This window comes from Nonomuraea sp. MTCD27, from assembly GCF_041950495.1.
In the GTDB taxonomy this organism is placed as follows: domain Bacteria; phylum Actinomycetota; class Actinomycetes; order Streptosporangiales; family Streptosporangiaceae; genus Nonomuraea.
On the sequence record NZ_JBGNUW010000026.1, the window covers coordinates 57,015 to 77,776 of the forward strand.

Sequence of the window (20,762 nt, forward strand, 5' to 3'; positions counted from 1 at the left end):
GGCTACGACGCCGTCACCCGCAGCAGCACCGACCGGTCCACGTCCAGGGACGGCGCCTCGACGCCGACGAGCCGCAACGCCCGCCCCGACAGGGTGACGCCCGCGCGCTGCCAGGGCGGCAGCACGGCTCCCGCGGCGGGAGCCGACCCGGGATGGACGGCCTCGACGGTGTAGTGGCGCGCGTCGTCCAGCCCGGGGAACCGGATCCGGCCCGGAGGCCACGTCGCCGGGCGTTCGACGACGCTGAACGCGTAGAGCGCCTCGGAGCGGTCGCCCGACACGACCCCCTCCAGCCGGTACGCCGCGTCCGCGAGGTCGGCGTGCACCACCTCGCCCGTGTGCAGCAGGGCCCGGTGCTCCTTGTGGAAGGCGACCCACCGCGCCAGCGCCGCGCGCGTCCCGTCGTCGGCGGTGAGCAGGTTGGTCTCGATCCCCAGGTGACCCCACAACGCCTTCTCCGCTCGGTAGTCGAGCGGGTGGGTCCGGTGGGTGGTGTGCGACTCCTCGGCCCCGATGTGCGTGCCCTGCAGCTCCGGCGGGACCAGCAGGCCCGTCCAGCGCTGGATCTCCAGCCGCTCGTGCGGGTCGTTGCAGTCGCTCGGCCACACCCGGTCGGTGAGCTCCAGCACGCCGAGGTCGACGCGGCCCCCTCCGCTGGCGCACGACTCGATCTCCAGCCCCGGGTGGGCGGCCTTGAGCTGCGCCATCAACCGGTACGCCTGCTGGACCTGGGTGCGCACGCCCGGCCGGCCGTCGGGGACGTGGCCGGCGTCGAGCAGGTACCGGTTGTGGTCCCACTTGATGTAGGCGATGCCGAGCGAGCCGACGAGCTCGCTCATCCGCTCGAAGAGGTAGGCGTACGCGCCGGGATGGCCGAGGTCGAGCACGTGCTGGTGCCGGGAGGGCAGGCCGGGGCCGTGGCCAGCGTCGAAGATCCACTCCGGGTGGCGGCGGGCCAGGTCGGAGTCCAGGTTGACCATCTCCGGCTCGAACCAGAGGCCGAAGTCCATCCCGAGCTCGCGTACCCGGTCGGCGAGCGGCTGGAGGCCCTTCGGCCAGACGGCCGGGTCGACCGTCCAGTCGCCGAGCGAGCTGGTGTCGTCGCGGCGGCCCAGGAACCATCCGTCGTCGAGCACGAACCGTTCGGCGCCCAGCTCGGCGCCCCGTTCGGCGAGTTCGAGCAGGGTGTCGAGGTCGTGCCGGAAGTAGACGGCCTCCCAGGTGTTCAGCACCACGGGCCGGGGCGCGCGCGGATGGTGCGGCCGGGACCTCAGGTGCCGGTGGAAGCGGGCGGCGAGCTCGTCCAGCCCCACCCCCCACGACCCGTACTGCCACCGGCTCCGGAACTCCTCGCCCTGCCCGAGCACCACCTCGCCCGGCAGCAGCAGCTCTCCCGCAGCGAGGTGCCTGGTGCCAGCCGGGGTCAGCTCGGCGGCGAGCACCTGGTTGCCGCTCCACGCGAGGTGGGTGGCCCACACCGTCCCGTGCCGGAAGCCGAACCCGCTCTCGCCGGCGACCAGCAGCAGGGTGTGCTCCAGCCCCGGCTTGCCGCCCCGCGAGGCCCGCACCCACTCGCCCACCCTGAACGGGCGCCGCTGCGGCACCCGTTCGAGCGCCCAGCGGCCGGTCAGGTCGAGGATCTCCGTCGCGTCCGACGGCACCGGCAGCGCCAGTTCGAGGGACCCGACACGGTACGGCTGCGCCGCGTCGTTCCTGATCCCGGCCCGCTGCCGGACGAGTCCGCTGGAACCGAGCACCTGGATCTCGATGTCGATCGCCAGGCCGTAGTCGGGGTCGCGCGCCGAGCTGCGCAGCACGGGCCCGTCAAGGGTGTCGCCGACCTCGTGCGTCGCCTCGCGGAAGAAGGGCGCCCAGCGGCGGCCGTCGCTGTCCCCGACCAGGCCCGGGCGGCCGAGCCAGCCCTCCGTGAGCTGGGGCAGCACCGGGACGGGCTGGGGGTAGGTGACCGCGCTGTCGCCGATGGCGGGCAGCGCCGCGCGATGGAGGTCCGCCAGGGCGGCGTCGCCGAGCTCGCCGAGGTCCGGCCCCCAGTGCAGGATGCGCGGCAGCCGCCCGCCGTCTATGGCGACGACGAGGCTGGTGCCGCCGGCACGCAGGTGGATGGGTGTGTCGTTCATATGTCAGTCGCAATCCCGTTGTGGGTGTCCCGTCATCCCTTGAGCCCGCTGTTCGCGATGCCCGCGAAGAACTGGCGCTGCAGCAGCAGGAAGACGATCACGAGAGGTATCGAGCACACGAGCGCGCCCGCCATCAGGGTGGGGTAGTCGGTGCCGAACTGTCCCTGCAGGCCGGCGAGCCCCACCGGCAGCGGCCGGTTGTCCCCGGACGGCGACACGATGAGCGGCCAGAGCAGGTCGTTCCACGAGTAGAGCCCGGTCAGCACGGTCAGGGCGGCGAGCATCGGCTTGGCCATGGGGAGCATGACGTACCAGAAGATCTGGAACGGGTTGGCGCCGTCGAGCCGGGCCGCCTCCTCGTAGTCCTTGGGCATGTTGAGGAAGGCCTGGCGCATCAGGAAAGTGCCGAAGGCGGAGAAGAGGCCCGGGATCGCCAGGGCCGGCAGGGTGTCCAGCAGCTGCAGGTCGCGGATCAGCTGGTACTGGCCGATCAGGAAAAGCTGGCTGGGCACCATCAGCATGGCGATGAACAGGCCGAACAGCACGCCACTGCCGCGGAACGGCATGCGCGCGAAGGCGTAGCCGGCCAGCGCCGCGACCGAGACCTGCCCGATGACCCGCAGCACCAGCGAGCCGACGGAGACCCCGAACATCGACCAGAACGGCACCGTCGAGAAGAACGTCTCGAACGAGTGCAGGCTGAACTCGGCCGGGAACACCGTCGGCGGAACCCTGCTGACCTCGGCGGTCGTCTTGAAGACGGTGAGGATCTGCCAGACGAACGGCACCACCATGATCACGGACGCGACGATCAGGATCGCGTGGATCGGCCAGGTGGCGGTCGGTTTCTCGCGCCGCCGCGTACGTGGCGGGCGGCGGGCGGCGGACTCAGCCATAGAACACCCAGGATTTCTGAAGACGGAACTGCAGAGCCGTGGCGATCATGATCACGATGAGCAGCACGATCGCGATCGAGGCGCCGTAGCCCTGGTCGAACTGCACGAACGCCTTCTCGTAGAACAGGTAGACGATCGTCTTCGAGTCGGCGAGCGCGGTGTTGTTCACGCTGCGCAGCATGATGAAGATCAGGTCGAACATCTGCAGGGCGGCGATCACGGTGAGGATCGTGACGAAGAAGATGCTCGGGCTGAGCAGCGGCACGGTGATGTGGAAGAACTGCCGGACGCGACCGGCGCCGTCGAGCGCGGACGCCTCGTAGACGGCCTTCGGGATCGCCTGCAGGCCGGCGCCCAGGATGATCAGGTTGATGCCCAGGCCCATCCAGATGCCGACGACGCCGAACGCGTAGATCGTGAACCGGGGGTCGGCCACCCAGTACTGGCCGTCGACGCCGAACCACGACAGCACGTAGTTGAGCAGCCCGAAGTCGCCGTTGTAGATGAAGCGCCAGACCATGCCGACGGCGACGGGCAGGGTGACGACCGGCAGGAAGAAGAGCACCCGGTAGATCGTGCGTCCCCGGCCGGCCTGCTCGATCAGCGCGGCCAGCGCGACCGCCAGGGGGATGCCGAGCAGCACGATCACCGTGTAGAGCGCGGAGTTCCCGAACGCCTCCCAGACCTCGCCGTCACCGAGCAGGGTCCGGTAGTTGTCGGTGCCCACGAACGTGGCGGGCCCGAACGCCGGGACGTCCTGGAAGCTCTTGACCAGCGTGGACAGGAACGGCCACAGGTAGAGGGCGACCAGGCCGATCGTGGCGGGGGCGATGAACGCGAGCGACCACCACACGCTGGGACGGGTACCGCCCGTGCGGCGGCCGGCCGGCCGCCGCACGGGCTCGCTTGCCACTTCTTGGTGCGTCATTTCTTGGCGAGCACCTGGTTGACGGCGTCCTGATACTCCTTCGCCGCGGTCTCGACGGGCTTGGCGCCCTCCCAGGCCGGGCCCAGGTACTGCGCCGCGAGGCCCTGCCACTCGGCGGTGTTGCCCGCGACCGGGATCGGGACGCTGTAGTCGATGGCGTCGATGAAGATCTGCAGGTCGAAGTCCGGCATCGCCTTGAGCCACGGCTCCTGGGTCCCCTTGTACGCGGGGAGCACCGTGCCGGTGGCCGCCTGGATCTCCGCCGCCTTGACGCCGCCGAGGAAGGCGAGGAACTTCTTGAGCTCCTCCGGGTGCTTGCTGCCCGCGTACCCGGCGTTGCCGATGCCGCTGGTGACGGTGGCCCGCTTGACGCCCTTCGGCAGCGGCGCCACGTTGACCTTGCCCTTCAGGTCGGCGTTCTTGTGGAACCGCAGTGCCCAGTACGCGCCGGAGAAGTACATGGCGACCTTCTGGCTCTCGAACATCGACACCGCCTCGGTGTCCGACAGCTGCTTCAGCGTCGGCGACGAACCGGCCGCCTGGAGGTCGGTCCAGAACTTCAGGCCGGCCACCGCCGCCGGGCCGGCGAAGTCGGAGGCCGTGCCGTCCGCGTTGATGATCGTGCCGCCGGCCTGGAGGATCGTGTTGTAGTAGCCGCCCTGCGGGTCGATCGGCGCGGCGATGCCCCACACGCCCTTGGCCGGGTCGGTCAGCTTCTTGGCCGCGTCCTGGACCTCTTTCCAGCCCCAGGTGTCATCGGGGTACTTGACGCCGGCCGCGTCGAAGAGCGCCTTGTTGTACCAGATGCCGTTGGTGTCGAAGTCCTTCGGCAGCGCGAAGGTCTTGCCCTCGTAGGTGTAGGAGTCGGTGACGGCCTTGGGGTAGGCGCCCAGGTCGATCCCGGCGGACTTCACCGTGCCGGACAGGTCGATCAGCGCGCCGCCCTTGGCGTACTCGCGGAAGTGGTCGGCGAGCATCCAGAACGCGTCCGGCGCGGTGCCGCCGGCCACGCCGACCTGGAGGGTCGACCAGTACTCGGGCCACGGCAGCGTCTGGATCTTGACGGTGATGTTCGGGTTCTGCTTCTGGAACTCGGCGGCGATCTGCTCCATCGCCGGAGTCTGGTCCTCGCTCCAGTTCGCGTAGGTGAGGGTGACCTTCTCGTTCGACGTGCCGCCGGATCCGCCCGAGCAGGCGGTGAGGAGGGTCGCCGCCACGGCCATGGCCATGGCTGCCGTCCATTTGCGCTTCATGATCTTCCTCTGCACTTGTGCGCCGGTCCTCGTCGGCCGGGGGTTAGCGGTTGACGGATGTGACGTGGACGGTGGTGTCGACCCAGTCGACATGCACGCCCGAGTCGTCGGGACCGGCGGCTTCGCTGCGCAGGCACAGCGTACGGACCCCCTGAACCGCCAGGTCGAAGGTGGTGACGGGGTTGCCCGCCTCGACGACGGCGGCGAAGATCTCGCGGTCGTCCGCGAGGACGCTGACCCGTGCCCGCCCCGTGGACTCGTCGTCGACGCCGACCGCGCCGGTGCACGACTCGGCTCGTCCGCCCAGGTGGAAATGGGCCTCCGAGTACGGCGCCGTGCCCAGGCCGCGCTCGAACTCCTGCCCGGCCACGCGCATCGGGCCGCCGTCGCCGGGGTTGCCCCCGCCGTTCGACTGGTCGCGCTCGACGGGGCCGTCCTCGTTGACGAACTCGATCATCGGCAGGTCCGACATCGCGTACCGGCCGGCCGTCAGCGGGGAGACGACGCGGGCGTGGGCGACGACGGGGACCACGCCGTCGCCGTCCCGCTCGACCGTCACGACCCCGAGCCGCCCGGGCCGCAGCCCCGCCCCCGGCCGAACCGCCCAGCGGATCTCGGCGGCCCCGCCATCGGCCGGGTGCGGGCCGTCTGCCGGGTGCGGGCCGTCTGCCGGGTGCGGGCCGCCTGCCTGGTGCGGGCCGCCTGCCTGGTGCGGGTGTGGGGCGGTGACGCGGTCGGCGGTCCAGCCCGCGGGCAGGCGCAGCCGTGCGCCGGCGTCCGTCGTGATCAGCGCGGTCCCGTCCGCGCCGACCTCGGCGACGGACGGGTGCACCGCGGGGGCGGGGTGGTACGGCCGGGGCGCGGCCCGGAAGACGTCCGCGCCCGCCGGCGCCACGATGGCGGCGAAACCCCCGTCCCGGGCCACGGCGACCTCGACGGCGTCCGTGACGGTCACGGTCGTCTCCATGAGGCCGAGCGCCGACGAGGCGTCGCCCGCGTCCGGCCCCGGCGAGGCGTCGCCCACGATCCACACCTGGGCGTCCGGGCCCGCTCCGAGCCGGTCCAGCGGCACGTGGATCACGCGTGCCTCGCCGGTGGCGATCCCGCCGATGAACCACCGGTCGCCGGCCCGGCGGGCGATGACCGCGTGCGTGTCGGGGTCGCCCGCCAGCAGCACCGTCTCGTCCCAGACCGGCGCCAGCTCCGCGAGGAACCGCGCCGCGAGCGGACGCGCCGTGTAGGCGTCGACGTGGTCGGCGAAGTGGGTGATCCCGCACTCGAACGCCACCGACAGCCCCAGCTCATGGCCGTCACTGGTAGTGCGGCCCGCGGCGCCGAAGGCGACCGGCGTGGCGTCCATCGCCCCGACGATGTTGCGGGTGAACGGCTGGATGACGTTGTGGGCCGCGGTGAGCGCCTGGTTCTCGAAGAAGACGTAGTATTCGGCCCCGCGAATCGCCTCGTACCCGATGACCTGCGGGAACGTACGCATCCAGCCGCGCGGGATCACCGAGCCGTGGAAGTTCACCATCAGGCCGAGCCGCGCGGATTCGGTGAGGATCGTGTCGTACCAGCGGTACCGGTCCTTCGACTCCGACTCCATGAAGTCGACCTTGATCCCGGCCACGCCCCAGGAGCGCCACAGCGCCAGCTTGCGCAGGTCCTCGGGGCTGTTGAGGTCGCGCCAGATCGTCCACAGGTGCACCTGGATCCCGCGCCGGCTCGCGTACGCGACGATCTCCGGCACCCACGTCTCCTCCCACCCGCAGTCGATGAGCAGGTGCTCCCAGCCGAGCTCGGCGGCGACGTCCACGAAGTGCCGCTGCTTGGCGAGCTGGGCGCCCGAGTAGAAGTCGGACCACCACGACCAGGCGGCGCGGCCGGGCCGCACCCAGGTCGCGCCGGCCAGCTCGGGTGCGACGGCCGGCGCCAGCTCCTCGACGAACAGGGAGGACACGAGCTCGGCGAGGGGGCCGACGAGGAAGACGCGCCAGGGTGTCACGACGCCGCGGGCGACCTCGACGGACTCGTCGGCGAGGGTGAAGTGGAGCGTCCGGCCGCCACCCGGCTCCGGCTCGCCCGCCCGTACGTGCGCGCCGGCGAAGCGGCCGTCGATCCCGGACTCGGTGATCAGGAGATGCGTCGTCCCGTCGAGGCGGGTGAGGAAGGGCAGCCCGTACGCGCCGCTCGCCAGCTCGGCGGTGTCCACGCCGAACCGCGGGGTCTCGTACCAGGTCTGGTAGTCGAGGACCCAGCTGCGCGAGCCCGCGGGAAGCGTGACGGCGGTGCGCTCGCCCGTGACGCGGGCGGTGCCGTCCAGCGCGGGCAGGGCGTAGCGGAGCGCCACCCCGTCGCGCCCCACGCGCAGGATGACCTGCCACTCGACGCCACCGGCCGCGCGGAACGTGTGCACGCTCTCCCGGTGCTCGTAGTCGTGCTCGCCGGCGGACTTGCCGGAGCGCAACGTGAACCGGTCGCCGACCGTACGCTCCGAGACGTGCACGAGCTCCGCGTCCGTGCCCAGGTCGGTGCCGTCGACCGAGAACCCGAGCGGCACTCGGAGCAGCTCGTCGCCGCGGGTCACGGTCAGGCGCGCGCCCGTGTCCGGGTTGTCGATCCAGGCGTTCACCTCGCCCGCGCCCGTCCGGCGGGGGCGTACATCGTCGCTCAACACGTTCTCCATCACCGATCTGGGACAAATCCGAAATTTAAGGCAGGGGCCGGACTGATCGATCCGGTCCGGCCCCTGGGGGGGTCACATCACCACGTCGAGCGAGTCGACCGTCACCCCCGCCCCCGACGCGTCCTCGATCAGGACGGTGTTCGCGCCGGCGTTCAGGGGCAGCCCGACGGTCGCGGTGGCGGGGGTGTCGTTGCCGCCCGTCGCGTGCAGCGGCACCGTGACCGGCGTGCCACCGTTGACCGCGACCTTGATCGACGCGGCGGCCGACGACGCGTAGTGGATCCGCACCGTCTTGTTGCCGGCGGAGGTGGCCTGGAACGGCACCGAGAGCGAGCCGGCCGCCAGACCGGACACCCCGTTGCCGCCCGAGCACCCGGAGCACGCGTCCACCACGGCGCCGCCCGAGCGGGTGTTCGCCGCCGCCTCGGCCTCCACCTCACGGGAGATCGTCAGCGCGTCGATGTCCGGCGCGTAGGCCCCCGTGTTCAGGAACGTGATGGTGTTCGCCCCGGCGTTGAGCGGCACGTCGAGCGACCACTTGCCCACGTGCTCCCAGCTGCCGGAGTCCTTCACGTTCTCGGTCGCGACGGTGGTGCCGTTGACCTGGACCTGGACGGATCGCGGGTCACCCGAGGTGTAGGTGAAGGTCAGCCGGTGCGGGCCCGCCTGCGCGGCCGTCACGCCGTTGAACCGCACCGAGCCGCCGGACCCGATGTTGCCCACCTTCTGGCCGCCCGAGCAGCCCTTGCACGGCTGGACGTCGGCCGCTCCGGCCCGGGTGTTGGCCGCGCTCTCCGCCTCGTACCGGCTGTCGCCCGTGCCGACCATGGCGAGGGGCTGCTTCGAGAGGTGGACGGAGACGCCGCCGGTCGCGATCACCGGCAGCGAGAGCGTGGTCGCGCTCGTGACGGTCTGGGCCGACACGGTGAGCCGGCCGGAGGGGTCGTCGGCGAAGATCGTCGCCGTGTAGTTCCCGGAGCCGAGGAACGACAGCGGGACCGAGGCGGTCCTGGCCGGCGACGTCATCGCGCCGACGAACCAGTCGGCGCCGGAACGGCGCGCGACGGTCACGTGGTCCCCGGGGAAGCCCTCGACGACCTTCGTCTCGTCCCACACGGTCGGGATCGCGCGCATCAGGTGACGTCCGGCCCACTGCTCGTAGGCCGCGGCCGAGTCGGCGTAGTTGACCATCGCGGAGGTGAAGACGATGGCCTGGGCCAGCGAATGACCCTGGGTGAGGATGGACGCGTTCTCCGAGATCATCGTCGGCGTGTAGTCCATCCCGCCGAGCATGTTGCGGATGAAGGGGTACGTCACGTCCTGGCGGGCGGTCGTGGGCGGCGGATACAGGTAGTGCTCGGTGCCGGCGACGGCCTCCGAGGTCACCAGCCACGGCCAGGTGCGGTTCTCACCGCCCGGCTTGGTGCTGCCGTGGAAGTTGAGCATCATCTCGTGGTTCGCCGCCGACTGGCCGATCGACTGGTACCAGCCCATCGACTTCTGCGAGTCGCTGAGGAAGAAGTCCACCTTGAGGCCGTCGATGCCGTAGCCCTTGTGCTCGGCCATCAGGGCCTCGGCGTCGGCCGGGTCGGCGAACGGCTCGGCGGTGACCCAGGCGAACATCTTCACGCCGCGCTGCTTGGCGTAGGCCGCGATCGCCGGCAGGTCGACGGTGCGGTTGTAGCAGCAGTCCATGGTCACGTACTCGAAGCCCATGGACTCGGCGAAGTCGACGTACTCCTTCTGCTTGTCGAGATCGCTCGCGCTGTCGCCGTCGGCGTACCAGGACCACGCCGCGCGTCCCGGGCGGACCCAGGAGGCGTTCTCCGTTGCCGGGGGGTTGAGGTCCTGCACCAGGTCCGAGTTGTAGAGCGTGTCGAGGTTCCCGGCGATGATCGCCACCCGCCAGGGCGTCTGGAAGGGGTACGTCGCCGAGACGGGGAACGCCTGGTCCGGGGTCCGTTTGACGTTGAGCAGCCCGTCACCCGCCCCGCTGCCCTTCAGCAGGGACGGCACGTAGGAGGCGTTCGCGTTCACCACCTGCGCCTCGGTGACGACGGTGAAGTAGGCGTTGTTGTAGATCGAGGCCAGCAGCGGCATCGTCAGCTCCGTGCCGGAGTTGAGCTGGGCCGCGTTGCGGTAGGTGTAGTCCTGCTCGTAGTTCGCGTTCCACGGGGCCGCCCAGCCGCCGGTCGTCGCGGGCAGGCGGAACCCGCTGGTCTCGTCCGTGATCGTCACCGGGCCGCTGCCCGGCAACCGGTAGCGGTAGGCGATGCCGTCGTCATAGGCGCGGATCACCAGCTCCAGCGTCTGGCCGCTCTTCGCGTAACGGAGGACCAGCTCGTTGGCGTGGTCGCGGTAGGAGGGCTTGGTGCCCGCGGGCAAGGAGTAGGTGGTGTCGATCGTGGTGCGGGCCTCGCTGACGTAGCTCAGCCCGGACCGCAGATCGGCCGCCGAGGTGGCGATGCCCAGCGGGGAGTCGCCGAAGACCTGCGTGGTCCCGGCGGTCACCGCGTACGTCAGGGCGCCTGCCGCCTGCTCGGTGAGGGTGAAGGTGATCAGTCCGTTGGGCGAGCTCACGCTGCGAGTGGTGAGCGCGAGCGCAGGGGGCGCGGCGAGCAGGGACACCAGCATCCCCAGTACGGCGGCTACGGCTAACGCCGCTGGGCGCCGCCTTCCTACCCTTCCCGACATGTGGCCTCCGGTGGCTTCACTAGACAGATACACACGGGTGAGCCAAACTATGCGCCCCGCTGAGCGCGCCCGGAATGGTCGAACCGTCGGACCACCTGGACAATCCGACTGCGTGAGCGGCCGGCATCGGGCTCCGGTGCCCGCCCGCGGGTGCCGCCCGCGCCGTAGCCTGTCAGGGCTGATCGGCCGCGGTCGGCGGGCTCGCCGAGCCTCTGTCGCCTGCGCCCTTCCGGGAGGAGCGTGCTGTGACCGGTGAGAGTGCTCACGTCCGTGCCGTCGACGCCTTCATCGCGGCGGCCAACGAGCGGGACGCGGCGCGACGGGCCACGTTGCTGGGCCAGGCGCTCGCGGCGGACGTGGTCTTCTGGGGGCCGCTGGGCCGGGGCGTCGGCCGCAAGGCCGTCGAGGGCTTCATCACCGACGTGGTCCAGGGCCATCCGGCGGGCCCCTGCCGGATGATGCGCACCAGCCAGGTCGACGCGCCGGAGGAGTGGGCGCGTTTCGCCTGGTGCTTCACCGACGGCGCCGGCCAGGTGCTGTTGACCGGCATGGACGTGGTGCACGTCAGGGCGGAGGGCGACATCGACGAGATCGTTGTCTTCGCCGGGCCCCTGTGACCTACGAGCCGCCGGGCCGCACCAGACCGCTCTCGTAGGCCAGGATGACGAGCTGGACGCGATCGCGTACGTCCAGCTTGGCGATGGCCCTGGTGATGTGGGTCTTGGCGGTGAGCGGGCTGATGACCAGGCGCTCGGCGATCTCGTGGTTGGTGAGGCCGAGCGCCACGAGCTTGACCGCCTCCCGCTCCCGGGAGGTGAGAGCGTCCAGGCGCCGCCCCGCGCCGGGCGCGAGGTCCTGCCGGTGGGCGAACTGCTCGATGACGCGGCGGGTCACCCCCGGCGACAGGAGCGCGTCCCCGGCGGCGACGGCGGCGACCGCCCGGCGCAGCTCGGCGGGCTCGACCTCCTTGGTGAGGAAGCCGCTGGCCCCGGCCCGGAGCGCGGCGAAGACGTGCTCGTCGGTGTCGAACGTGGTGAGGATGATGACGCGGCAGCCGGGGCCGGCCGGGCCGGTGACGATGCGCCGGGTGGCGGTGATGCCGTCGGTGCCCGGCATGCGGATGTCCATGAGGACCACGTCGGGGCGGGTGCTCGCGGCCAGCCGTACGGCCTGGTCGCCGTCCTGGGCCTCGCCGACGACCGTGATGTCCCGCGAGCGGGCCAGCAGGCTGCGGAACCCGGCCCGTACGAGTGCCTGGTCGTCGGCGAGGAGCACCTTGATCGTCATTCCGCCGAGCCTGCCACAGGGATGCCGGCCCGTACGGCGAAGCCCCCGGCGACCGGCCCGGCGGTGAGCGTGCCCCCGAGCGCGCTCACCCGCTCCCGCATACCGGCCAGGCCGTGGCCCTCGGTGACCTCGGCGGGACTTCCCCGGCCGTTGTCGACGACCTCGACGGTGACCGACCGCGCCCCGTAGCCGATCGTCACCTCGGCCCTGCTCGCCGCCGCGTGCTTGAGCGTGTTGGCGAGGGACTCCTGCACCACCCGGTAGACGGCGATGGACGGCATGGCCGGGACGTCCGCGGGGTCGCCGCGCTCGTCGAAGATCACCTCCAGCCCGGTGGCCCGGGCGTCGTCCACGAGCGTGCCCAGGGCGGCCAGGCTCGGCTGGGGCGCGGTGTCGCCCGGGTGGTCGCGCAACACCGTGATGAGGGAGCGGAGGTCGGCCATGGCCCGGTTCCTGACGTCCTTGGCCAGGCGCAGCGCGGCGGCGGCCGCGGCCGGGTCCTCCTCCAGGGCGTCGGCGGCGACATTGAGCTGAACGCCGACGACGGCCAGCGTGTGGGCGACGATGTCGTGCACCTCGTGCGAGACGCGCAGCCGTTCCTCGGCGGCCTGGGCACGGCTGTCGGTCTCGCGCAGCCGCTCCCGCCAGCGCGTCACGGCGGCGTACGTGAGGCCCGCGGCGATGAGGATCGCCAGGAGCAGCCCCTCCCCCACCACGTGGAACACGTAGCGGGTCGGGTTCAGGTCCAGCACCCGGCGGAAGTCGAACGCGGAGTACGCCAGCACGGCCACGCCGACGGCCGTCACCCACCGCACCCGGGACGTGGCGGCGGCGGTGAAGTAGGCGACCGAGGCCGGCCAGATCCAGCCCGCGGGAGCTTCGCCCTTGACGAGGAGATAGACGAAGAGCCCGGCGACCGAGAGCAGCAGCACGGTCATCGGCCGGCGCCGCCTGACCAGCAGGAGTGCCCCGAGGAACAGCGCGAGGGGGATCGTGCCGAACCAGGGACTGTGGATGCCGATGGCGAGGGCGACCGCCACGTAGAAGACGACCGTGGCGGCGGCGAGCGCGACGTCGACGATCCGGGCGAAGTGGCGGACGGGGGCGGGTTCGCGTCGTGACGGCAATGCGGGGCCTGCCTAGCCGGTCAGACGCGGGTGACCAGGAGGGTCACGCCCGCCTCGCCGCCGCAGTCGACGAGAACGGGCCCGACGCCGTTGCCGACCGTGGCGGACAGGGTCGCCTTCGCCACGAACTTCTTCGGCCCGTCCTCGATGATGCGGACGTTCTCCAGCACCGGACGCTTCCTGTCGAGCCCGGCGAGCACGGCCCTGAGCCCCTTGCCTCCCCCGCAGTGCCCGGTGATCGTCACCTCCTGACCGCGCTCGGTGGTGGGGTTGGGGCTGACCTGCACCACCGCCCGGGCGCCCTTCGGCGGCTTCGGCGCGGCGGCGCTCGTATCGGCCGCCCGAGCCCCGGCCCCCAGGCTCAGCAGCCCGGCCGTCAGGCTCAGCCCGGCCAGCACGGTGATCGTTCTCTTGCCCATGGCGATTCCTCCGGTTCTCATGCCGGAACGGTAGAACCGGCCACGGGGGGCCCGCGTCGTCCACCGAACGTCACCTGACCCTGCACCGTTCGCGGTACGCCTGCACCAACGGGTGTAGACCGCCACGGCGTGCCGCCCATTTCTGCACCCGACCTCGACGAATTCCGGCGAACCCCGGCCCGGTCCGGACGATCGGATAAGGACGTGAGGTTCTTCACCGCCCAGATGTTCCGCTTCGCGTGGGCCGAGGCGAGGTCGTGCGCGTTCGCCGTCGCCATGTTCGCCGGTCTGGCCGCCTCGTCGGTCCTGCCGCTGCCGATCCCGCGCTATGACGCGCTGCTGCTCTACGCGGTGGCGGTGACGGCGGTCTTCCGCGCGTTGCGCTGGGAGAGCAACCAGGAGATCGCCGTCATCGCCGGGTTCCACCTGGTCGGACTGGCCTTCGAGCTGGTCAAGGTACGGCTCGGGTCGTGGAGCTATCCGGAGGACGCCTCCACCAAAATCGGCGGGGTGCCGCTCTACAGCGGATTCCTCTACGCCGCCGTGGGCAGCTACGTCTGCTCGGCCTGGCGGATCTTCTCGCTGCGCCTGGTGGCCTACCGGACGGTGCCGGTGACGGTGGTGGCGCTGGCCGTATACGTGAACTTCATCAGCCAGCACTGGTGGATCGACCTGCGGATCCCGCTGGCCCTCGCGCTCGTCGTGGTCACGTGGGGAACGGTGGTGCACTTCACCGTGGGCGCGCACCGCTACCAGATGCCGCTGGCGCTGTCGCTCGCCCTCATCGGGTTCTTCCTGTGGGTGGCCGAGAACATCGCGACCTACCTCGGCGCCTGGCAGTACCCGTACCAGCGGGAGACCTGGCAGCTGGTCCACCCCGCCAAGTTCGGCGCCTGGGCGCTGCTGGTCAGCGTCACGTTCGTGATGGTCGCCTCCTGGCAGGCGACCCGCGGACGCCTGCACCTGCCGGCCCCGAGCCGGCCCCGCGGCTGGGCGCTGCCGGTGCGCCGGGTCCCTCCGCCGGCCGCCCGGCGGTGAGGTCCCGGAGCGGAGCGTCCGGGCCGGCCCGCCGTGGGCCGGCCCGGACGTCAGCGATCAGGCGCGCAGGTCGAACCGGTCGAGGTTCATCACCTTGTCCCATGCCGCGACGAAGTCGTTCACGAACTTCTCCTTCGCGTCATCGCTCGCGTAGACCTCGGCGAGCGCGCGGAGCTCGGAGTTCGAGCCGAAGACCAGGTCGGCGCGGGTGCCGGTCCACTTGACCTCGCCCGTGGCGGCGTCGCGGCCCTCGAACGTGTTCGCGTCGCCGGACGTCGCCGACCACGTCGTGCCCAGGTCGAGCAGGTTGACGAAGAAGTCGTTCGTCAGCGACCCGGGGGTCGTGGTGAAGACGCCGAGCGCCGACTGCTGGTGGTTGGCGCCCAGGACGCGCAGGCCACCGACCAGGACCGTCATCTCGGGAGCGCTCAGGGTCAGCAGGTTCGCCTTGTCGAGCAGCAGGTATTCGGCCGGCAGCCGGTTGCCCTTCCCGAGGTAGTTGCGGAACCCGTCGGCGACCGGCTCGAGCGGGGCGAACGACTCCACGTCCGTCTGCTCCTGCAGCGCGTCCACGCGGCCCGGCGTGAAGGGGACCACCACGTCGTGGCCGGCGTTCCTGGCCGCCTGCTCGACGCCCGCGGCGCCGGCCAGCACGATCAGGTCGGCGAGCGAGACCTGCTTGCCGCCCGTCTGCGCGCCGTTGAACGCCTTCTGGATCCCCTCGAGGGTGCCCAGCGTCGTCGCCAGCCGGTCGGGGTCGTTGACCTCCCACCCGATCTGCGGCTGCAGGCGGATGCGGGCGCCGTTCGCGCCGCCGCGCTTGTCGCTGCCCCGGAAGGACGAGGCCGACGCCCACGCGGTGGACACGAGCTCGGACACCGACAGGCCCGAGGCGAGGATCTGGCTCTTCAGGGTGGCGACGTCCGCCGCGTCGATGAGCTCGTGCGTCACCGCCGGGAGCGGGTCCTGCCAGATCAGCACCTCGGACGGGACCTCCGGGCCGAGGTAGCGCACGATCGGGCCCATGTCGCGGTGGGTCAGCTTGTACCAGGCGCGGGCGAAGGCGTCCGCGAGCTCCTCGGGGTGCTCCAGCCAGCGCCGCGTGATCTGCTCGTAGATCGGGTCGAAGCGCATCGAGAGGTCGGTCGTCAGCATCGTCGGCGCGTGGGTCTTCGACGGGTCGTGCGCGTCGGGAACGGTGCCGGCGCCGGCGCCCTCCTTCGGCCGCCACTGGTGCGCGCCGGCAGGGCTCTTGAACAGCTCCCACTCGTAGCCGTAGAGGATCTCGAGGAAGGTGTTGTCCCAGGTGATCGGGGTGTTCGTCCAGATGCCCTCGAGGCCGCTGGTGATCGTGTCGCCGCCCTTGCCGGTGCCGAACGTGTTCCGCCAGCCCAGGCCCTGCTCCTCGATCGAGGCGGCCTCGGGGTCGGCGCCGACGTGGTCGGCCGGGCCCGCGCCGTGGGTCTTGCCGAAGGTGTGACCACCCACGATCAGGGCGGCCGTCTCCTCGTCGTTCATCGCCATGCGGTGGAACGTCTCGCGGATGTCGCGGGCCGCGGCGATCGGGTCGGGGTTGCCGTTCGGGCCCTCCGGGTTGACGTAGATCAGGCCCATCTGGACCGCGCCCAGGGGGTTCTCCAGCTGGCGGTCACCGGTGTAGCGCTCGTCGCCGAGCCACGTGGTCTCGGGACCCCAGTAGACGTCCTCCTCGGCCTCCCAGACGTCCGGGCGGCCGCCGGCGAAGCCGAAGGTCTGGAAGCCCATGGACTCCAGGGCGACGTTGCCGGCCAGGATCAGCAGGTCGGCCCACGAGAGCTTCTGGCCGTACTTCTTCTTGACCGGCCACAGCAGGCGGCGGGCCTTGTCGAGGTTGGCGTTGTCCGGCCAGCTGTTGAGGGGGGCGAAGCGCTGCTGGCCCGCCCCGGCGCCGCCACGGCCGTCGCTGATCCGGTACGTGCCCGCGCTGTGCCAGGCCATCCGGATGATGAACGGGCCGTAGTGGCCGAAGTCGGCCGGCCACCAGTCCTGCGAGGTGGTCAGCACCTCCTCGATGTCCCGCTTCACGGCCGGGAGGTCGAGGCTCTTGAACGCCTCCGCGTAGTCGAAGTCCTCGCCCAACGGGTTGGCCACGGCGGGGTTCTTCGCCAGGATCTTCAGATTGAGCCGCTCCGGCCACCACTGGCGGTTTCCACCGCCCTGGGTCGGGTGCGCGGCGCGCGTGTGCGCGACCGGGCAGCCTCCTCCGTCGTCCAGCTTCGCGTCGGTGACGATGGCATCGGGGTTCTCGGACATGGAATCTCTCCGGACTAGGGGGAAAACGGGTGCTCAGGAACTGAGTGCGGTGGAACAGTCGGGGCACAGGCCCCAGTAGATGACCTCGGCCTCGTCGATCGAGAAGCCGTGGTCGTCGGCCGCGTTCAGGCAGGGCGCGTGGCCGACCGCGCAGTCGACGTCGGCCACGGCACCGCATGAGCGGCACACGATGTGGTGGTGGTTGTCCCCGACGCGGCCCTCGAACCTGGCCGGGCTGCCGGCCGGTTCGATGCGGCGTACGAGTCCAGCCGCCGTCAGCGCGTGGAGGGCCTCGTAGACGGCTTGAAGGGAGATGTGGCCCACGCGTTCGCGCACCCCGGCGGCGATCGCCTCGACGTCGAGATGGTCACCGCCCCGGACGGTCTCGAGCAGCGCGACACGGGCGGCCGTCACCCTCAGGCCGACACCGCGCAGCTCCCCGGCGATGTTCCCTGTCCTGGGTGCGGTCATGCCGCCAAACCTACCTTCATAAACACGAACGATACAAGATAACGAATGCTCCAAGTCTGAGCCACGCCGGGGCCGGCTCCGAACCGTCGTCCCAAGGCACAGTTACCGCACGGAGAAAGGCCGCCTCCGCAGGTCGGAAGCGGCCTTGCCCGTTGTCTTAGCGACTGATTGCCCGGGCGAAAATCTTCAGGCCTGCCAGAGGGTCGACAGCAGCACGTGCAGGCCGGTCGCGCCCAGAACGCTGACCACGGCGTTGCGCGTCTTCAGGTGCAGCCCGATCGCGACGACCAGCGACAGGGCCGTGGTCACGACGGTCGGCCAGGAGGTGGGGCTCACACCGCGCAGGGTGTAGAGGGCCAGGATCAGCATGAGACCCACGGGCATCTGGACGGCGAGGTACCGCAGGACGGCCGAGCGGCGCAGCGGGTTCAGCACGGCGAACGGCAGCGCGCGCAGGCCCCAGGTGACGGCGGTGCTGACGGCGACGACGGCGGCCAGGTAGAGCGGGGTGGGCACGGACGTCCTACCTCTCCGGGACAGTCGCGGTGAGCACGGGAGCGGCGGGCGCGGGAGCGGCGGGCGCGGGAGCGGCGGGCGCGGGGGTCTCGGACGCAGGAATCCCGGGCGCGGGGCGGCGGCGCAGGGCGTACCGGACGAGCAGGCTCGCGGCGTACAGCGGCATCGCGACCAGCAGCAGTTGCCCGGGCGCCAGCAGCGCGGCGACGGCGAAGGAGGCCGCGGCCAGCAAGGGGGCGGGCAGGTCCCGCTGGGCCCGCCAGGCGTCGATGGTCAGGACCACGAACAGGGCGGTCAGGGCGAAGTCCAGGCCGTGCAGGTCGAGCGGGATCAGCGCGCCGGCCAGCGCGCCGGCGGTGGCGCCGCCGACCCAGTACGCCTGGCACAGCACCTGCATCCACAGGATCCGGGCGCCGCTCCAGGACCGGGCGCGGCCGCCGGCGGTCAGCGCGTACGCCTCGTCGGTGAGCGCGAAGGTGGCGTAGACACGGCCGAGCGGGCGGACCTGGCGCAGGGGGAAGGAGAGGCCGTAGAAGATGTGCCGGATGTTCACCAGCAGCGCCGTCATCGCGATCTGCCCCAGCGGCGCCGCCGAGGCGACCAGTCCGAGCAGCAGGAACTCCAGCGAGCCCGCGTAGATCACCCCGGTGAACACCGTCGCCCACCACCAGTCCAGCCCGCTGTGCACCACCAGGACGCCGAAGCTGATCCCCAGCGGGAACAGGCTCAACCCCACCGAGGCGGTGTCCCTCACCGCCGCCGCGAAGTCCCGCGACCCTTCCGTTTCCCGCATCACACGCATGGAAGAAATTTTAGTGCGTGCGTCGCATAATATGGTTTCACCTGTTATTGAAAGTGATGCCTATGAGCAACTCCATTAGCCTCGATGCCATCGATCGCGAAATATTGTTCCATCTGGCCCAGGACGGCCGGATGCCGAACGTGGAGCTGGCCCGGCGGGTGGGGCTGACGCCGCCGCCGTGCCTGCGCCGGGTGAAGCGGCTTGAGGACGCCGGCGTGATAGCGGGATACCGGGCGCAGATCTCTCCCGAGGCCCTGGGCCGCTCGCTGGAGGTGGTCATGTCGGTGGAGATCGCGGTCAACGACCTGCAGACCGTCGAGGACTTCGAGTCCCGGGTCGCGGCGCTGGAGGAGGTCGTGGAGTTCCGGCGCATGTTCGGGCGCCCCGACTACTACCTGAGCGTGGCGGTCTCCGACCAGATCGCCTACGAGAAGTTCCTCAGCGCGAAGATCCTGCCGCTGCCCGCGGTCTCCCGCGTCGACTCCCACCTCACCATGAAACGGATCAAGGGCTAGCGGGGTGGGGCGGCCCGCGGCCGGGGCTCAGATCCGGTTGCCGGGCGCCTCGTGCGGGACCGGCCAGAGCTCGACCGCGCGGACCGAGGCGAAGGGCACCTCCGCGGCGATCTCCAGGGCGCGCCGCTCGTCGGGCACGTCGATCAGGTACCAGCTCGCCAGGTATTCCTTGGTCTCCAGGTAGGGTCCGTCGGTCACGGCCGGGACGCCGCCGCGCACGCGCACGGTCTTCACCTCAGCCGCGTCGGCGTTCCCGTAGGCGCCCAGCAACTCGCCCGTCTCGGCGTATTTGCGGTTGAACGCGTCCTGGCCGTCGATCGCCTCCTTGACCTCCTCGGCCGAGAACGACTCCCACATCTCCTTGTTGCCGTACATCATGATCAGGTATTTCACTGTGGTCTCCTCCGGGTGCTGCACTTGCCTTTCACCGGTTGGTCGGAGGCCACACGCGTTTCTCTACATCCTTCTCGAAGATTTTTCTCAGGATTTTCTCAGGGCCGGGCCTCGTACACGATGTTGAAGGGATTCTCGGCGACCCTGCGGAAGCGGGTGAACCCGGCCTCCGTGACCACCGCGCGGATCCGGCTCTCCCCGGCCTGCGCGCCGAGCGCGTAACCGCCGGGCTGGGACATGGCGTTCGGCACGCAGAGGAAGGTGGAGAACGCGTAGTACGCCCGCCCGATCGGGTGGAGGTTGTCCGTGACCGTGTCGCCCGCGTTCGGCTCGACCACCATCCACGTGCCGTCCGGGGCGAGGGAGCCGAGCACGTGCCGGGCGGCGCCCACCGGGTCGCCCATGTCGTGCAGGCAGTCGAACGAGGTGACCAGGTCGTACGGACCGCCGGGGAAGTCCTGGGCGGAGGCCACGTCGAACGAGACCCGGTCCGACACACCGGCCCGCTCCGCCCGCGCCCTGGCCTCCTCGACCGAGCCCGCGTGGTAGTCGGAGCCGGTGAACCTGGCGTCCGGGTAGGCGCCGGCCATCAGCACCGTGGAGGCGCCGTGCCCGCAGCCCACGTCGGCCACCCGGGCCCCGGCGCGCAGCTTGTCCTCCACGCCCTCCAGCGCCGGCAGCCAGGTGCTGACCAGGTTGGCCGCGTAACCGGGGCGGAAGAAGCGCTCGCAGCCGCTGAACACCTCCTCGTCGTGCTCGTGCCAGCCGATGCCCGCACCGGTGCGGAAGGCCTCCTCGACCCGCCGCTCGGCCCGCAGCGCGCCCACGGCCAGCTCGAACCCGCCGGGCACGAACACCGGGCCGTCCGGGTCGGTGAGCGCGAAGGCCTGCTCCTCGGAGAGCCAGTAGGTGCCGCTCTGGGCGTCGTAGCACACGTAGCCCCCGGCGGCCTGGCCGTTGAGCCATTCCTCCGCGTACCGGGGGTTCGTGCCGGTGCGCTCCGCCAGCTCGTGCGGCCGCAGCGGCTTCTCCGCCAGGGCCCGGTAGAAGCCGAGCCGATCACCCACCAAGACGTTGCCCGCCGCCATCGTGGCGCCGAGATCGCTGACGAAGAGGTTGAGGAAGTCCATGAGCTTGTCCTGGTCCAGGGCCATGACTGTGGGTTCCCTTCAGAGAGGTGACCGGTCATGGCGAGGGTCGCGCAACGCGTTGCGCATTTGTTGCGGCCACGCCGCAACGGCCCCCTGACGTTCTTACCTGGCGCGTCTTCTGCCCTTACTTGGGCGTTCATGATCTGGTTAATGTGGAGC

18 protein-coding genes are annotated in these 20,762 nt (G+C 71.1%); 3 read left to right on the forward strand and 15 right to left on the reverse strand.

Annotation, left to right across the window (positions count from 1 at the left end):
• Window positions 1–2 precede the first annotated feature (2 nt).
• The 6 genes from ACBJ59_RS51235 to ACBJ59_RS51260 form a co-directional block, all read right to left on the reverse strand.
• Window positions 3–2,138, reverse strand: coding sequence for an alpha-galactosidase (locus tag ACBJ59_RS51235; RefSeq protein ID WP_375117274.1), 2,136 nt, complete (start codon window positions 2,136–2,138; stop codon window positions 3–5).
• 32 nt (window positions 2,139–2,170) lie between these two features.
• Window positions 2,171–3,034, reverse strand: a complete 864-nt coding sequence (locus ACBJ59_RS51240; protein ID WP_375117275.1) for a carbohydrate ABC transporter permease — start codon at window positions 3,032–3,034, stop codon at window positions 2,171–2,173.
• Window positions 3,027–3,962, reverse strand: a complete 936-nt coding sequence (locus ACBJ59_RS51245) for a carbohydrate ABC transporter permease (protein WP_375117276.1) — start codon at window positions 3,960–3,962, stop codon at window positions 3,027–3,029. Before ACBJ59_RS51245 ends, ACBJ59_RS51240 begins: the two co-directional genes overlap by 8 nt.
• The gene (locus tag ACBJ59_RS51250) at window positions 3,959–5,215 is read right to left on the reverse strand and encodes an ABC transporter substrate-binding protein (RefSeq protein WP_375117277.1); all 1,257 of its coding nucleotides are present in this window, start codon (window positions 5,213–5,215) and stop codon (window positions 3,959–3,961) included. The genes ACBJ59_RS51245 and ACBJ59_RS51250 overlap by 4 nt, the downstream gene beginning before the upstream one ends.
• Before the next feature lie 43 nt (window positions 5,216–5,258).
• Window positions 5,259–7,886 (reverse strand): glycoside hydrolase family 97 catalytic domain-containing protein, encoded by a 2,628-nt coding sequence (locus ACBJ59_RS51255; protein WP_375117278.1) that lies wholly within the window; start codon window positions 7,884–7,886, stop codon window positions 5,259–5,261.
• Between the two features lie 84 nt (window positions 7,887–7,970).
• Window positions 7,971–10,532: a glycoside hydrolase family 97 catalytic domain-containing protein gene (locus tag ACBJ59_RS51260; RefSeq protein ID WP_375117279.1), complete on the reverse strand. Its 2,562-nt coding sequence runs from the start codon at window positions 10,530–10,532 to the stop codon at window positions 7,971–7,973.
• 305 nt (window positions 10,533–10,837) lie between these two features.
• Between ACBJ59_RS51260 and ACBJ59_RS51265 the strand changes: the two genes are divergently transcribed.
• On the forward strand, window positions 10,838–11,209 hold the full coding sequence (locus ACBJ59_RS51265; protein WP_375117280.1) for a nuclear transport factor 2 family protein: 372 nt from the start codon (window positions 10,838–10,840) through the stop codon (window positions 11,207–11,209).
• A 1-nt stretch (window position 11,210) separates the two neighbouring features.
• Here ACBJ59_RS51265 and ACBJ59_RS51270 read toward each other — a convergent pair whose 3' ends face one another.
• Genes ACBJ59_RS51270 through ACBJ59_RS51280 form a run of 3 tightly spaced genes read right to left on the reverse strand, consistent with a single transcriptional unit; the run spans window position 11,211 to window position 13,446 of the window.
• Complete coding sequence (locus ACBJ59_RS51270; RefSeq protein WP_375117281.1) at window positions 11,211–11,879, reverse strand: response regulator; 669 nt, start codon at window positions 11,877–11,879, stop codon at window positions 11,211–11,213.
• Window positions 11,876–13,006 carry a sensor histidine kinase gene (locus tag ACBJ59_RS51275; protein WP_375117282.1) on the reverse strand — a complete coding sequence of 377 codons (1,131 nt, stop codon included), beginning with the start codon at window positions 13,004–13,006 and terminating at the stop codon, window positions 11,876–11,878. Before ACBJ59_RS51275 ends, ACBJ59_RS51270 begins: the two co-directional genes overlap by 4 nt.
• Before the next feature lie 20 nt (window positions 13,007–13,026).
• Window positions 13,027–13,446, reverse strand: a complete 420-nt coding sequence (locus ACBJ59_RS51280; protein ID WP_375117283.1) for a hypothetical protein — start codon at window positions 13,444–13,446, stop codon at window positions 13,027–13,029.
• 183 nt (window positions 13,447–13,629) lie between these two features.
• Here ACBJ59_RS51280 and ACBJ59_RS51285 point away from each other — a divergent pair, with 183 nt between their 5' ends.
• Window positions 13,630–14,463, forward strand: a complete 834-nt coding sequence (locus tag ACBJ59_RS51285) for a DUF817 domain-containing protein (protein WP_375117284.1) — start codon at window positions 13,630–13,632, stop codon at window positions 14,461–14,463.
• Between the two features lie 57 nt (window positions 14,464–14,520).
• Here the strand turns inward: ACBJ59_RS51285 and katG are convergent, their stop codons facing one another.
• The 4 genes from katG to ACBJ59_RS51305 all read right to left on the reverse strand — a co-directional run bounded on the left by katG (window position 14,521) and on the right by ACBJ59_RS51305 (window position 18,544).
• Window positions 14,521–16,755, reverse strand: coding sequence for a catalase/peroxidase HPI (gene katG, locus ACBJ59_RS51290; RefSeq protein WP_375117285.1), 2,235 nt, complete (start codon window positions 16,753–16,755; stop codon window positions 14,521–14,523).
• 33 nt (window positions 16,756–16,788) lie between these two features.
• Window positions 16,789–17,226, reverse strand: coding sequence for a Fur family transcriptional regulator (locus tag ACBJ59_RS51295; RefSeq protein ID WP_375117286.1), 438 nt, complete (start codon window positions 17,224–17,226; stop codon window positions 16,789–16,791).
• Between the two features lie 186 nt (window positions 17,227–17,412).
• On the reverse strand, window positions 17,413–17,742 hold the full coding sequence (locus tag ACBJ59_RS51300) for a branched-chain amino acid transporter permease (RefSeq protein WP_375117287.1): 330 nt from the start codon (window positions 17,740–17,742) through the stop codon (window positions 17,413–17,415).
• Between the two features lie 7 nt (window positions 17,743–17,749).
• The gene (locus tag ACBJ59_RS51305) at window positions 17,750–18,544 is read right to left on the reverse strand and encodes an AzlC family ABC transporter permease (RefSeq protein WP_375117288.1); all 795 of its coding nucleotides are present in this window, start codon (window positions 18,542–18,544) and stop codon (window positions 17,750–17,752) included.
• 62 nt (window positions 18,545–18,606) lie between these two features.
• On the opposite strand from ACBJ59_RS51305, the gene ACBJ59_RS51310 reads away from it, so the two are divergent.
• Window positions 18,607–19,059: an Lrp/AsnC family transcriptional regulator gene (locus tag ACBJ59_RS51310; protein ID WP_364135252.1), complete on the forward strand. Its 453-nt coding sequence runs from the start codon at window positions 18,607–18,609 to the stop codon at window positions 19,057–19,059.
• 27 nt (window positions 19,060–19,086) lie between these two features.
• Here the strand turns inward: ACBJ59_RS51310 and ACBJ59_RS51315 are convergent, their stop codons facing one another.
• Both ACBJ59_RS51315 and ACBJ59_RS51320 read right to left on the reverse strand, forming a co-directional pair.
• On the reverse strand, window positions 19,087–19,452 hold the full coding sequence (locus tag ACBJ59_RS51315; RefSeq protein ID WP_375117289.1) for a YciI family protein: 366 nt from the start codon (window positions 19,450–19,452) through the stop codon (window positions 19,087–19,089).
• 98 nt (window positions 19,453–19,550) lie between these two features.
• Window positions 19,551–20,606 (reverse strand): class I SAM-dependent methyltransferase, encoded by a 1,056-nt coding sequence (locus ACBJ59_RS51320; protein ID WP_375117290.1) that lies wholly within the window; start codon window positions 20,604–20,606, stop codon window positions 19,551–19,553.
• Window positions 20,607–20,762 lie beyond the last annotated feature (156 nt).

Excerpts from the sequence above, each read along its gene's own strand:
- ACBJ59_RS51295 (WP_375117286.1), bottom strand. The coding sequence starts at position 17,226 with ATGACCGCACCCAGGACAGGGAACATCGCCGGGGAGCTGCGCGGTGTC.
- ACBJ59_RS51310 (WP_364135252.1), top strand. The coding sequence starts at position 18,607 with ATGAGCAACTCCATTAGCCTCGATGCCATCGATCGCGAAATATTGTTC.
- ACBJ59_RS51240 (WP_375117275.1), bottom strand. The coding sequence starts at position 3,034 with ATGGCTGAGTCCGCCGCCCGCCGCCCGCCACGTACGCGGCGGCGCGAG.
- katG (WP_375117285.1), bottom strand. The coding sequence starts at position 16,755 with ATGTCCGAGAACCCCGATGCCATCGTCACCGACGCGAAGCTGGACGAC.
- ACBJ59_RS51280 (WP_375117283.1), bottom strand. The coding sequence starts at position 13,446 with ATGAGAACCGGAGGAATCGCCATGGGCAAGAGAACGATCACCGTGCTG.
- ACBJ59_RS51270 (WP_375117281.1), bottom strand. The coding sequence starts at position 11,879 with ATGACGATCAAGGTGCTCCTCGCCGACGACCAGGCACTCGTACGGGCC.
- ACBJ59_RS51305 (WP_375117288.1), bottom strand. The coding sequence starts at position 18,544 with ATGCGTGTGATGCGGGAAACGGAAGGGTCGCGGGACTTCGCGGCGGCG.
- ACBJ59_RS51235 (WP_375117274.1), bottom strand. The coding sequence starts at position 2,138 with ATGAACGACACACCCATCCACCTGCGTGCCGGCGGCACCAGCCTCGTC.
- ACBJ59_RS51260 (WP_375117279.1), bottom strand. The coding sequence starts at position 10,532 with ATGCTGGTGTCCCTGCTCGCCGCGCCCCCTGCGCTCGCGCTCACCACT.
- ACBJ59_RS51250 (WP_375117277.1), bottom strand. The coding sequence starts at position 5,215 with ATGAAGCGCAAATGGACGGCAGCCATGGCCATGGCCGTGGCGGCGACC.
- ACBJ59_RS51245 (WP_375117276.1), bottom strand. The coding sequence starts at position 3,962 with ATGACGCACCAAGAAGTGGCAAGCGAGCCCGTGCGGCGGCCGGCCGGC.
- ACBJ59_RS51320 (WP_375117290.1), bottom strand. The coding sequence starts at position 20,606 with ATGGCCCTGGACCAGGACAAGCTCATGGACTTCCTCAACCTCTTCGTC.